This window comes from Serratia sp. PAMC26656 (genome assembly GCF_016469055.2).
GTDB lineage: Bacteria > Pseudomonadota > Gammaproteobacteria > Enterobacterales > Enterobacteriaceae > Serratia > Serratia plymuthica.
Window position 1 is genome coordinate 2,629,732 of sequence record NZ_CP150486.1, and the last position, 13,005, is coordinate 2,642,736.

General features: G+C 40.1%; 16 protein-coding genes. 9 read left to right on the forward strand and 7 right to left on the reverse strand.

The window, feature by feature from the left end; translation table 11 throughout:
• Nucleotides 1-20: 20 nt before the first annotated feature.
• The 3 genes from JEM67_RS13445 to JEM67_RS13455 form a co-directional block, all read right to left on the reverse strand.
• A complete protein-coding gene (locus JEM67_RS13445) occupies nucleotides 21-1,460 on the reverse strand; it encodes a hypothetical protein (protein WP_199639350.1) in 1,440 nt (479 codons plus the stop codon).
• 6 nt (nucleotides 1,461-1,466) lie between these two features.
• A complete protein-coding gene (locus JEM67_RS13450) occupies nucleotides 1,467-1,670 on the reverse strand; it encodes an HHA domain-containing protein (protein ID WP_199639352.1) in 204 nt (67 codons plus the stop codon).
• 70 nt (nucleotides 1,671-1,740) lie between these two features.
• Nucleotides 1,741-2,232, reverse strand: a complete 492-nt coding sequence (locus JEM67_RS13455; protein WP_199639354.1) for a hypothetical protein — start codon at nucleotides 2,230-2,232, stop codon at nucleotides 1,741-1,743.
• A 366-nt stretch (nucleotides 2,233-2,598) separates the two neighbouring features.
• On the opposite strand from JEM67_RS13455, the gene JEM67_RS13460 reads away from it, so the two are divergent.
• The 5 genes from JEM67_RS13460 (at nucleotide 2,599) to JEM67_RS13480 (ending at nucleotide 6,806) form a co-directional block, all read left to right on the forward strand.
• Nucleotides 2,599-2,949, forward strand: coding sequence for a hypothetical protein (locus JEM67_RS13460; RefSeq protein WP_199639356.1), 351 nt, complete (start codon nucleotides 2,599-2,601; stop codon nucleotides 2,947-2,949).
• 100 nt (nucleotides 2,950-3,049) lie between these two features.
• On the forward strand, nucleotides 3,050-3,463 hold the full coding sequence (locus JEM67_RS13465) for a lysozyme inhibitor LprI family protein (protein WP_199639358.1): 414 nt from the start codon (nucleotides 3,050-3,052) through the stop codon (nucleotides 3,461-3,463).
• A gap of 540 nt (nucleotides 3,464-4,003) precedes the next feature.
• Entirely contained in the window at nucleotides 4,004-4,516 is a 513-nt protein-coding gene (locus tag JEM67_RS13470) for a hypothetical protein (RefSeq protein WP_199639361.1), read from the forward strand.
• A complete protein-coding gene (locus tag JEM67_RS13475; RefSeq protein ID WP_199639363.1) occupies nucleotides 4,443-6,314 on the forward strand; it encodes a terminase gpA endonuclease subunit in 1,872 nt (623 codons plus the stop codon). The genes JEM67_RS13470 and JEM67_RS13475 overlap by 74 nt, the downstream gene beginning before the upstream one ends.
• Before the next feature lie 3 nt (nucleotides 6,315-6,317).
• Entirely contained in the window at nucleotides 6,318-6,806 is a 489-nt protein-coding gene (locus tag JEM67_RS13480; protein WP_199639365.1) for a hypothetical protein, read from the forward strand.
• A gap of 158 nt (nucleotides 6,807-6,964) precedes the next feature.
• Here the strand turns inward: JEM67_RS13480 and JEM67_RS13485 are convergent.
• Nucleotides 6,965-8,076 (reverse strand): IS3 family transposase gene (locus tag JEM67_RS13485; RefSeq protein WP_426406339.1). Its coding sequence is split into 2 segments (ribosomal slippage): nucleotides 6,965-7,815 and nucleotides 7,815-8,076, totalling 1,113 coding nucleotides; the frame shifts between segments, so codons are not numbered across the junction.
• 363 nt (nucleotides 8,077-8,439) lie between these two features.
• On the opposite strand from JEM67_RS13485, the gene JEM67_RS13490 reads away from it, so the two are divergent.
• From JEM67_RS13490 to JEM67_RS13505, 4 genes are read left to right on the forward strand one after another with little or no spacing between them, the layout of a single operon-like run.
• A complete protein-coding gene (locus JEM67_RS13490) occupies nucleotides 8,440-8,880 on the forward strand; it encodes a hypothetical protein (protein WP_199635784.1) in 441 nt (146 codons plus the stop codon).
• A complete protein-coding gene (locus JEM67_RS13495; RefSeq protein ID WP_199635785.1) occupies nucleotides 8,877-9,455 on the forward strand; it encodes a hypothetical protein in 579 nt (192 codons plus the stop codon). The genes JEM67_RS13490 and JEM67_RS13495 overlap by 4 nt, the downstream gene beginning before the upstream one ends.
• Nucleotides 9,456-9,809, forward strand: a complete 354-nt coding sequence (locus tag JEM67_RS13500; RefSeq protein ID WP_199635786.1) for a hypothetical protein — start codon at nucleotides 9,456-9,458, stop codon at nucleotides 9,807-9,809.
• Entirely contained in the window at nucleotides 9,797-10,093 is a 297-nt protein-coding gene (locus tag JEM67_RS13505) for a hypothetical protein (protein WP_199635787.1), read from the forward strand. The genes JEM67_RS13500 and JEM67_RS13505 overlap by 13 nt, the downstream gene beginning before the upstream one ends.
• On the opposite strand, the gene JEM67_RS13510 is transcribed toward JEM67_RS13505, so the two are convergent.
• From JEM67_RS13510 to JEM67_RS13520, 3 genes are all read right to left on the reverse strand, one after another.
• Nucleotides 10,090-11,394, reverse strand: coding sequence for a KAP family P-loop NTPase fold protein (locus JEM67_RS13510; protein ID WP_199635788.1), 1,305 nt, complete (start codon nucleotides 11,392-11,394; stop codon nucleotides 10,090-10,092). The genes JEM67_RS13505 and JEM67_RS13510 overlap by 4 nt on opposite strands.
• A gap of 59 nt (nucleotides 11,395-11,453) precedes the next feature.
• A complete protein-coding gene (locus tag JEM67_RS13515) occupies nucleotides 11,454-11,693 on the reverse strand; it encodes a hypothetical protein (RefSeq protein WP_199635789.1) in 240 nt (79 codons plus the stop codon).
• 74 nt (nucleotides 11,694-11,767) lie between these two features.
• Nucleotides 11,768-12,949: a multidrug efflux MFS transporter gene (locus tag JEM67_RS13520; RefSeq protein ID WP_304621742.1), complete on the reverse strand. Its 1,182-nt coding sequence runs from the start codon at nucleotides 12,947-12,949 to the stop codon at nucleotides 11,768-11,770.
• Nucleotides 12,950-13,005: the final 56 nt, after the last annotated feature.

The window sequence follows — 13,005 nt, forward strand, 5'->3', positions numbered from 1 at the left end:
TTTATTAGTGCATATTAAATTTACGAAAATAAAAATGATTTTTTTATATCTCTTTTGAGTAATTTTGCTGCATCATTTAACTGATCTTTCAAAGTACATAACAACACGGTTTTATCATCATTTCCTGGACCGTCATTATTAATAGTCATTAATATATATCCAGTAGGTTTCTTATAATAATTTAGATGTACCCAAGCGTTATTGCTATAACTACTAAATGCAGTAGTTATCTGCGTCTTAAGTTCTGAGTCCATTTCAAAACCCAATCTAGAAGTACTATGTATTGCACTATTTAATGCGGCAATTTCCTTGTAAAGAATAGCTAGTTCAGTCTCCAATGCATTAATCACTTCTATATCAAATTCAGTATCTTGAACTGATTGTATTTTTGTAGTTGTCTGCTCAAAATTTTCAGAATGATACTTTTCAGTTTGGTATGAAGTATTCACAATTAAATTATTATGAAATAAATCTAATCTTAATTTTACATCATCAAACTTAGAAAGCAACGTCATTGAATGAGTAAATGCTTTGTCTTTAAACCAATGAAGAGCTTTTCTTGCGGTAACTATGGCTGTAATCGCCATGGCAATATTGGCTATCGCAATTAGCCAATCAGTCAAAGAACCTATTTCCATTTTTTTATCCGTATTGTAGAAAACGAGACCAATCAATAACACTACTATAAGAGTGAGTAGTGCTATAACAAGTCCGGTGATTATTCGATTAGCCCATTTCATATGGCATTTTTCTGAAAGGTAATTTTTTGTATTTTTAATTTTTGTGGATTTCACTCTTCTAATGTTGAATGTTATATCTATATCTGTGTTCTTTGATCTTTTCAAAGACTTCCATAAATAAAACCCAGTTGTTATGCCTATGAAAGCCAAACCCATTAGCATGAAGTTTACTGATATATATGACATGCTATATATACTAATGCCAAACCAAACAAAAGTAATAGATAATACTATAATTTCATTTGATAGTGATATTGAGTGTCTTATATTACCTTTGACGAGATTTAATTTATAAAGATTTCCTGAAAAATAAGGTTCAAGTATATCAATATGTCGCTCCCAATTTTCCTGCCACTGTTTCCCACTAAGGCAGGTGACTAAAAATTGTAGACTAATAAAATAACCGAGCACGCTTGCACAAAACAAAAATGACAGTAGTTCTTTGGCAATCTTACCATCCTTAAAAAAACCAGCAGAAACACCACCACAAACTGCAATTAGTACTGATATAAAAGTCCAAAAATATGTAGACCGTTTCCAGTACAATTCAATCTCAAATTTACGAATGTCATGAGATTTATTGTAAGCTTCTTCTATTTTTTCATAGTCTTTTGTAGTGAATTTCTCTCCATCCGCGAGACTCTTCCCCAGTAAATGTTCAAAGTATTCTTTACTCTCAAGAGGGAAGGTATGATCAGTTAGTTCTGCATTATTTTCCATTTATTATTACCTCACAAACTGCCATACGGTAGCAGGGATCTTATCGTACAACTTACCCATAGTGAGTTCTGCTAATCGATGATCAGATGCCGCATTGAAGGTTTCAAGTTCATCATTAGATAGTTCATACTTGTTCTTATCAATTACTTTCTCAAGCGTTTCAATACTGCCACAGCGACGAAGCTGCATTAACCAATCTTGTTTAGTCATTTTTTCTCTTAAATTTTAGTTGAGTAAGGTAATCATATTATTAGTAATTTATCACTGGATAGTGCATTTTTTAATCTATCAATTTATAAAGGTATGAATAAAAGTCTGGGTAAACAGTATATTCATGGTCTTCGACTTGAGAGTAATCTCTCGCTTCTATCCATGATTTTATTGTGTTCGTTCTAAATTTATCATACTCGATGTTTAATTCTTTCTTTTTATCGACAGGCAGATTTAGTGCAATTATCTTTATTTGTTCATCTGCTGATTTGAAAAGAGGAAGTGCTAATGCAATTTCTAAAGCCCCGCCACTCCCCGCCATTACATATGTAAGTAGTTGATCATTAATCTTTGTCATTATTTTTAGGAATTCTTTGGTATGATTAAAATGTGATTGGGTAATCCACTCTTTAGCATTTAATGCAGCATAAACGGCAGCACCAGCCATAGCTATATTGCACATAGCACTAACGATGTCTGAAGTATTCCCAAAATCCACAGAGTGTTCCTTCCCAAAGGTTGGTAGTGTAACAGCCGCAGCTAAAGCAGTAATGGCGATCATAATAACGTCTATTAGTCTCACACCAGATTGTCCCACCATTATGTGTTTGATAGTATAATACTATTGTCCGGTGGTACTAAACAATAAAGGGCGTCAACCTGAAGTAAAAAGTTAGTACCCCCGGACAATCCCACCTCCTGTACGCCTCACCACGCATTTTAATCCACTGAACCAATATGATTGCATGGATTTCCAATTAGGCATCTCACGATGTTGCACACGCACGATTTAACATTTGTGATCGTTTATATCGATCGATGTGTTATTATTGATCTGTTTAACCTATCAATTGAGGTGTTCGCCTGATATGATGCCTCAAGCCGTCAGCGGCCTATAAATAAAACAAAAAAAGCAATGGAGAACCTTATGAAATTATTAGCAATGATATTATTTTCAATGGCCTTACTTAGCGGCTGTAGTACTACGCACCCTTGGATGGATCAAGCAATGGTAGGAACGGTTGATAGGGAACAAGTGGTAGTAATGTTCCCGGCTGGTGATGGATACTATAGACCACAGTTCAGTAGTGATTGCCGCTGGACATACAACAAGTACTACCAGATGGATAACACTAGTACCGGATGTCGCATTGCCGCCGAACGGGTGAGTAATCTCCGTGGCTATCGTGAATCGGGTAAAACGGGTAACACTGTACAGGAACGAGTACGAACTGATAGCTCGATGCAGATTCATAGCAATAATATTGATAACCTATAGAATTACCGACATCAGTGATAGGGGATTGTATCCTATAATTGTACTTTCAATGCAGACACGGTGAAATACTATACGCGGCCTTAAACTAAGGAACAGTACCATGAAGAGATTGTTTGTCTTAGCTATTCTATTTTCTAACACTATACATGCTGCCGATTTAGGCAAGAAGATTGATACTGAATTAGAAAAATGTAAGGCGGCTGTATCCACGACACCAGCTATATCCGATTGTTATCAAACAGCATCAGAGTCATGGGATGTTGAATTGAACAATCAGTACAAGCTATTGATGCAGGATTTACAGCAGCCAGCGAAAACAAAGTTGAAAGAATCGCAAAGGGCTTGGGTCAAGTATAAAGATACTTATTTTTCTGGAATAGAAGAGTTTTATCGACAGGAACAAGGAACTATTTGGTCTTTGGTTGCGGCAGAAACAAAGCTAAATGTTATTCGTGATAAGGCAATAGATCTGGATAGGCTGCGTAGAAGTACTGACCTGTCTGGGGAAGGGTAAAAACAGATCACTCCCGCTATTATCTTTAGAAAGCCTCGGCTTAATCGCCGGGGCTTTTTTTTCACCTAAATACAGTAGAGGTAAATATATAATGAAACTGATAACAGAATGCAAAGTATTTAAATTAAGTGAATCGTTATATCAATGTATTAAAATTAATGGTTTTCAGATTGAAACGATAGTTACAATCGCGGGTGAATGGTCATGTACTATCAAGAACTTACATACTGATCTAGTACTTGATACTCCAGCTTATGAACTCACTGAAGATGTACTATTTCATTATAATACACTACTCACATCCAGAACGATTGATTATTTAATTATGCAGCATGAGTCATTGAGAGATTTATTGTTGAGTATCAAATGACGTTAGGAATACAAATAAAAATAATGAAGTGGTCACATTCAATAGGTTAATACTATCATTAATAGGTTCTCCAATGAGAATTATTCTCATGCGTAGTTTCGTGGCTCGTTATTTTACACATATATCAACATTAAACTCCCTCCCGCACCGTAATAACAAGGAAAACAGAAATGATCAGTTTACGAGAACTTGCACGTCAGTACTCATACGATGAGGCAACAATACGGCAATGGAAACAAAAAGGTATGCCACACGGTAAAGATATTCCCGACGAAATAACACGAAATTGGATTGTTGAAAATATATTAAAACCATTACGCGATACAAATACACGCGAACAAATAGAAAAAGAAAGATTACGTGACATTACGGCATCCGCAAATATTAAAGAACTGGATGAACAAGAAAGACGTGGGGAATTAATCTCAGTTTCAATCGTTGAAGCAGAGTTTGCAAAGTACTTTCATCAATTCAAATCAATCATGAGAAGTATTCCAAGTTCGGAATATTTAAAGTTATTTGAATCTAAGGATGCAATAACATTAAAAAATAAATTACAGGAAATAATAGACGATGCACTCAGAGAGATCGGATCTCTCGAACTCGGAAATGAAGAAGTTCAAGAAGATCTACAAGAAAACGATAAAAAAGATACTACCTCCAGAAAAGATACTACCGAGTAAATTTGCAGAACAACATTTAGTTTTTCCCGATGGTAGATTAGCCGGACAGAAACTTAGACTATTCGAATTCCAGCGACAAGTACTTGACACAATTATCGAACCGGGTGTCCAACGAATTGTCATGATGAGTAGTGCTCAATTGCTTAAATCAACAGTTATGATGGCAGCAATGCAGTACTTCATTGTTAATGATCCCAGTAATATGGCATATGGCTTCCAAAGTGGGGCAAGTACAATGAAGTTTAAGAACGGTAAATGGCAACCTAGTATTGATCAAAGCATTCTTCGAGATTACGTAACTAAAAAGTCAGATAAGAACGCCGCTAATAATCAAAATACACAACAGAACCTCGATTCTACAAATACATACTTTATTAACTTAAACGCACCGAGTACTTTACGTGGTATTACTACAAAACGAATTTTCCTTGATGAAGTAAGCGGAAGTTTTGATGATTCAGAAGGTGATCCAATAAGTCTAGCAAGCCAACGTATTAAATCATTTGATGACGGCTTGATTATGATCGGTTCCACACCAACCAACAAACTTGATGCAATAGTTCAAGAATATGAAGCAGGTGATCAACGCAAGTTTCATGTGCCTTGTCCGAACTGTAATCACTACCACGAATTAGTATGGGAAAACGTTCGTTTCGATTGGCAAGTCCTCCCTAATGGACGCAAAAAGGCAGTACCAGAAACTGCCAAGTTACTATGTCCGAACTGTGAGCATCATATAACTGAGGGTGAACGGGTAAGGGCAATCGCTGCTGGTCATTGGTTAGCAACTAACCCTAGCGGTAAGTATCCAAGCTACCACGTTAGCCGCTTGTACAGTCCCATAAACACCATTGAAAGCACGGTTGAGGACTTCAGTAACGCACACTATAACTTCGATCTTCAAAGCTTCTACAACAACTCCCTCGGCTTGCCATATGAACCAGAAGAGAACAAAGAACATAACCTCATCGAGCTGGAGAACTTAAGAGAAGAGATTTCATCAGTACAGATCCCAGAAAACTGCCTAGGAATCCTATTCGGTGCCGATCAGCAGAATGATAGGATCGAAATAACTACATTGGCCTTTACTGAGAAAACCCTATACGTACTGGATCATAGAAGCTTTTATGGCGTGGATTGTACTCAGATTGGTAGCAAAGCCTATACAGAGTTAACACTGTACAGCAAAGGTGTATTCAAAACAGTTTCAGGGCGTCCAGTTCGAGTACTTGCCGGTTTCCTGGATAGCTCGAATGGGAACGCAACACAGACAGTCTATACCTACTGTAATAGTTACAATCCCTTGTTCAAACCCATCAAGGGTGAAGGGTGCAGTACTACTAAACCGTTGTTCAGAAGTAGTAGAACTGGCGGCCACGAACTACAGATACTAAACGTGAACCTCGCTAAAAGTACTATCAATAAGATGTTGCGTACTTGCCTCGTAGACAAGAACAACCCACCAATACGATTTAGTGAAGCATTACCCGATGACTACTTTAATCAGCTTACATCCGAACGGGTAGACATTAAAAATGGTTTTAAACAATGGTCATTGAAAGTATCAGGCTCACGAAATGAAGCATTGGACTGTCTAGTGTATGCATTTATCTGTATGAAGCATTATCTAAATACATTAACGGGTGCAGATCCTTTTCATATTTTACGAGAGTACAACCACCGCGTCCGCAATAAATATAATGAGACAACAAATACTTCTAACGAAAGTCCACCGGAACGGAAGCAGGAACCCCCCCAACCGAAGAGACTACGTAGACGTAATTCATTCTGGAATTAAAATATGTTAACAAAATTAGAAAAGGTTTATATCGGTGAGGTTATTATCTATCATCAAAATGATAGTGAAACAACTACATTGGTTTCCCCGAATAAAACAAAAAAAGAGATCAGTGGTGAAACAACAGCGATTAGCACTGAACAATGGGAGTCTGGTTTATGGACGCAAATAATTAAAACTGATATGTCAATCAGTGAGGTAATTCATTTCACCGTAATCGATCCAATTGCATCGAGTGACAAATATCAAGAGCTTCTAAAGATGTTAGAGGACATAGACCAATTAATAAAGATGCGTGTTGCTGGTGGATTAATCACTACTACTAGCATTAATAACAAAACATTAGTTAATGAATCTCTAGATGTACTTTACAGGTTGAAGGATCAATACACCAAACAGGCTAATAAAGAACTACTGAAACTTAATGGTAAGTCTGGTGATGGACAACGCCCGATTAAGAGCATAACCAAACTAAACAGAAGGAACTGTTAATGTTTAATTTTTTTAGAAAACATGAAAAGGAAGCAGTACCACCACAAGTACCAATGCCAGTACCTAATATTCAAAAATCGCATAGAACTAGAACGTCACAACTAGAACGTGATTTAAATACGATCAATGTAAGTCGTCAAAGTGTAAGTATCCCAGCTTTAGTTCCACGCACTTTTTGAGATTTCCGGTTTCTCAGCCATCAGCCGGTACTCTTCCGGTGTCAGGTTATCCAGGGATTCATGGGGTCGCTCACTGTTGTATTCATTCAGCCAGCGTTCCGTAATTTCCCGTGCTTCTTTCAGCGTTCTGAACAGGTAAAAATCCAGTATTTCTGTCCGGTAAGTTCGGTTAAACCGTTCGATAAATGCGTTCTGCGTTGGCTTACCCGGCTTAATAAATTCCAGCATCACACCATGGTCTTCAGCCCATTGCGCCAAAGCCAGTGATATCAGTTCCGGCCCATTATCCATCCGCATTTTCAGCGGATATCCACGGTTTGCCACAATCCTGTCCAGCACCCGGACGACCCGCTGTGCAGGGATACTCAGGTCAATTTCGATGGCCAAAGCCTCGCGGTTAAAATCATCCACGACGTTGAAGGTTCGAAAACGTCGACCGCACACCAGCGCGTCGTGCATAAAATCGATAGACCAACTCTGATTGAGCGCTTCCGGCGTTGCCAGCGGAGCCGGATTACGCACCGGCAGACGTTGTTTACCCTTACGCCGAAAATTCAGTTTCAGCAGACAGTAAATCCGGTGCACCCGCTTGTGGTTCCAGACGTGACCCTGCCTGCGAAGCACCTGAAAAAGCTTCTTAAAGCCGTAGCGGGGATAGCGCTCGGCCACCTCGGCCAGCACCTGGATCACCGGTTCATCACGTCGCGTATCGGGTTGATAACGAAATACCGTCCTGCTCAGCGATAACGTCCTGCATGCCTGGCGTATGCTCATCGTAAACTGCGCGGTCAAATAGTTGACAAGCTCACGCTTTATCGCTGGTTTTAAAGCTTTTTTTCGATGACGTCTTTCAGTGCCCGACATTCCAGACTCAGATCGGCAAACATCTGTTTCAGGCGACGATTCTCGTCTTCAAGATCTTTGATCTTTTTGATATCAGCGGCTTCCATACCGCCATATTTCGCCTTCCAGTTGTAATAGCTGGCTTCGGAAATAGCGGCCTCACGGCACACATCTTTAACGGTGCGTCCGGCTTCGACAGACTTCAGAACGGCGATGATCTGGTGCTCGGTGAATCGGATTTTACGCATAGCGATCTCCTCGGGGACATAATCAGTATGTCGGAAGATCTCTAAAAGTGAACGGGACGTTTTGCAGGGATACTTACAGAGCAACAGGCAGATGCGTTACTACTTAATGATATTGCCATTGCAAGTAGAGGCGTAGAAGCATTAAAACTAAATTTACCGAATGATTCACGCTGGAATGATTTCCTCGTAATGATGGTGTTTCAGTTAGGTCTAACAAAGACGAGAGGGTTTAAGAGATTCTTGGCGGCGTTGAGCAATAAGAACTATGCAACTGCCATTCTTGAAGTGAAAGACTCACAGTGGTATCGCCAGACACCAAGCCGTGTTGATTCCATGATTGCCTATGTAGTTAGGGGGTGATCTATGAATAATGGCAACAACAGTGAATGGACAATGTTCAACCCCGACTTCTCTATCGATGATGTACCGGAATGTGCCGCATTTGTGTATCTGATTCAGTTTCCCGATACTGGCGATTACTATATAGGTGTTAAACAAACCTATAAAGGACTTAAGGACATCAAGAAAAGGTCTAACGATACCAAAGACTCAAATTGGCCTATCTATACCAGTAGTAGCAAAGTCGTTAATCAGTACATCTGTGAAGGGCATAACTATAAGAAACAAATCCTATGGTGTTTCCCTACGGTACAACAAGCGGTGAACTGTGAGACGGCATTAATTAGTTTGCTCGGTACTCAGTGGGATTGCCTCAATAAGGCAATCATGACTAAATCAAGATTACATAAAGATAATGGTGAGCAATTTAAAATAATTCAAGAGATAGTAGGGTGGTTATCATGAGGTTTCAAGGAACGATAACGGGTATACCACAGGCAAGGGTATACCTTAATCAACAGGGACAGAGAGCGGGACAGAACTTTCTAAAGGAAGTGTCCAACAGAGCAAGACGCCTTGCCAATCAAATGCAAATTGATATGAATACCGCAATTTCCGGTGGGCCAGTACCATTTACAAGTAATGCAATTCTTTTTAGATTCAAAAGAACAAGTACAGGTGCAGTTAATGAAATCATCGTGAAGGATTATCAGGCCAAGTACTTGCACGATATTATTGTGAAACCACGTAATCAAGTAAAAATAGTTCCTACATCGGTTGCAAAACTCACTGCACAGGGAAATATCAGTGCAATGAAATCTGGTATTAGGAACGGCAAGTATAAAATAGTAGATTCAGGTGGAAAGAAGAGAATGATCGACACATCAAAGAAAGGCAAGAAAAACCGTTCTAAACGTGTAGTCGGGCTACGTGAAGTTAAGAAACGGAAAATGGTTTATGACTTTTATGAACGAGCTGAAATTGGAGCACGTCTTATCTTATCTGACCTACAAGGCCAATATATATTTCGGAGAATGTAAATGATAATGCAAGACCAACACTATGAAGATGATACACGTTCAATTCTAATTAATGATTTAGTACCAGATGGTAACTCACTGCCTACTAATGTTTGTTTTCTTGCTCAGAAGTACAAGAAACTATTAAAGCAACAACTAAAGCTAATTAATGAAGAACTGGACATTGAAGTTGATGTACAAGAAACAATGAATATCATCTTTGAGAAAGAACAACAACTAGAACTTGGAAGCATGTACCAATGGTCATTGTTTGACGTTGAACGAACTATCGTTGTCATTGATAAAACAAGATTGTTTGTTAAGGGGAAGTACTTTTTGGTTTATTCAACAGGGATACTAAAATGTTTGGAATAGGAGCGATCATTGATTTGATCAAAGCTGGTTTCAGTTTCTTCCAGAAAAAGGAACAAGGTAAGGCCGAATTAGATGCACAAAACAGCCATGAGCAGAATGAAATAACACTCGAAGAAACTCGTAAGGGGTTCACGTGGCGGCAGTCTTTGGGGTATGTGCTAACGTTTATTGTTTTATGGAATTACGTGATTCTACCAGTACTGGCGGTATGTGGGGTAGTACTCCCGCCAATACCTCTTGATGACGTATGGCGGGTACTGATAGTATTGATTGGTGGTAGTTAATTGCTATCTATATACATATTGGTTATATAATTAAGTGCATTTTTTATGAAGGTTGGGCGTCTACTTTGTGGTGGCATAACTAATTCGCTTTTTTCAGTAACCAATCTGCCATACTCATCCGTTGGTAGAAACTCAGTGTTGATTATCTTTGATATAAACTCATCAATATATTCTTGAGTGGAAGGGATGTTTAATAGTGATACTATTTTTTTTAACGTCATTTCATTGTCTAAAACGTCATTGATACTATTAGGGTGTAGTATGGTTAAATATGTGGATATAGCAATTGCTGCTTGCCTAGTTCCGGGTACTTTATTTGTTATTGATGCTAGGGTTAGTGCCATAAATCCAAAAGCTTTTTCCGCTTCTCTTAAACTTGTCTTGTTCACGGTAAGTAACCGTGTGAGCGTATCATAAGAGGTTTCGAATTCTCTATTGGAGTCGAGCATTACCTTGTATAGATGCTCGCAATATCTAGATAAAGCTGTTGTTTTTGTTTCTGATTCTTTTGGCAAAGTAAACCAATGCGTTATAAATTTACTTAAGTATAAAGATGCATTTATATCACCATATCGCTTTATTATTGTTTTTTCGAATTGCTCCCTATTCATTGAAAGCATGAATATGAAGTTTTTTGCCGAGAAGACATGTTTTATTTTCTCTAGAATTTCTAGTGAAAAATCAGGCCTTGCTCGGTCTAGCTCATCAATAATAAATATTATTTTTTTATCTTTCGATATCAGCTCTAAGGTTTCTTTAAAATGAGTTAGGCTATCCTCCTCTTGTTTTGCTCCTTTGATTTTTTCCTCAATGAATTTATCTATCGGGTTTGTGATTGCATCAGCAACTGTATCAGAAGCACTCTCGATAGCACTCCCATTAACTAGTCCTGCGGTTGCAATGTTCACACCAACTTTGGTAGCGATGCTGAATAGACTTCTACCAACCACTTTTGCACTATCGATAAATTTTTTCTTTAGTGTGCTACTTTCTTTATCTATAAGGTCATATATTTTTGATGCAAGGGCTAAAAAGGCATCTTGCTGATAATCATGCTCAAATGCGTCAAAGTAAATTATTTTTAAATTAGGATTTTCTTCTTTTATTACCTTTCCTTCCCACATTTTAAGAAAGGTTGTTTTTCCACTTCCCCATTTGTCATCAATTGCAAATACTAAGCTTTCATCTTGAGAGTTAAGGATAATGGTTTCTAGCTGTGTAGCAAAACGCTGTCTATTGAATATATCATTTTCATTGGTAAATCCTTGGCTGTAATCTAATTCACGAGTGGTTAATCTCATTCATGTTTCTCCCAGTAAGTAACCACATATATATTATGGAAATGGTCTAGGGCTAGTTCTTATTCACACTTCCATATGGTGTTCTGTACACCACTACCGGCAGGTAGGTGAGGGTTCATGTTCGCACTGTGGGTGTATGTGGCCTTGGATTTGCCGTACTGCTTGCAAGCTGCGTTGGCTGTCTTTTGCAAGCTGTCCAAACCATACCAGCCATCGGACTGGATACTTACAGTTTTACCGTCGTTGTACTGAACTTGAGCACATCCAGTAAGGAGCAAAATCAGCACCATTTTTTTCATTCGTGTTTCACCAATCCCAGTAGGTAAGTAACCACAGATATCTTAGGGTAAGGGACAAGAAGTGGCAATCTACCTCAAATCGGTGCTTGTTGACTGTGGTGTAGGAATGGTAACGCAAGTTTGTCAAACCGACAGAATAGATGTTTTGAGACTGAAGTAGGGGGGAGTGTATCAATAGGACTCAAATCATGACGAAGATAAAAGAATATTTTAGTTCTTGATTGCTTGTAGCCGAAGATGCGGCCGGTCACCTGATCGGAGGAATACTTCAGCAGCAGCGTCTGCACCGCAGGCATCAAGGCGCCATCGGCAAAGCCCAGCAGGAAGCGCAAAATCCCCAATTGCAGCGGCGTCTGCACCCAGGCCATGATAGCGAACAGTAGGGTAGTCAACCCTAGCGCTGCCATCAGAATACGAGCGGTGCCGATACGGTCGCCAAGCCGGCCGAGACGCGGCGCGGAAACCAACGCGGCAATACCGGGAACGGCAGCGATCATACCGCTGATAAAGGCGATATTGCCGCTGTCGCCGGACAAATCCTTGATGAGCAGCGTCAGGATCGGGCTGATGGAGGAGTTAGCCAACTGGATCATCAACGTACTGATGAACAGCGTGACGATCAGCGTCGGATAAGGCAGCGACTGGAATACCGCCTTGCCGCTCAGTCGGTTGGCCTTTTTCACTTCGATATGGCGTTCTTTTATCAGGAACAGGGTAATGAGGAAGCTGACGAACATCAGCCCGGCGGTGACGAAAAACACCACGCGCAGACCCAGATGGTCAGCCATCAGGCCCCCCAGCAGCGGGCCGACGATCACCCCGGAAACCGGGCCGGTAGATAAAGTGCCCAGCGCCCAACCGCTTTTATCACGCGGCACCTGTGAGGCCACCAGCGCCATAGCGTTGGGAATATAACCGGAGGTCAGGCCCATCAGCGCGCGCAGCGCAAACAGTTGATAAACGTGGGTCACCATGCCCTGCAACACAATGACGATCGCCATCCCCAGCGAAGCGCGCAGCAGCATCAGCTTACGGCCTTTGCGGTCCGCCAGGCTGCCCCACAGCGGCGACACCAGCGCAGAGACCAAAAAGGTGCCGCTAAACACCAACCCTGACCAGATGCTGAGTGACTGGTGGCCGCTGACGCCGAGCTGTTCAATATACAGCGGCAGAAAAGGGAGGATCTGGCTCATCGCCAGCCCGGTGAAGAAACAGCCGAGCCAGACCGAAATCAGATTGAGTTTCCACGCTTCCATCAACTTATCGTACCACTTTGAATTAAGAGAGAATTATTGAGCAGGATAATAATAAC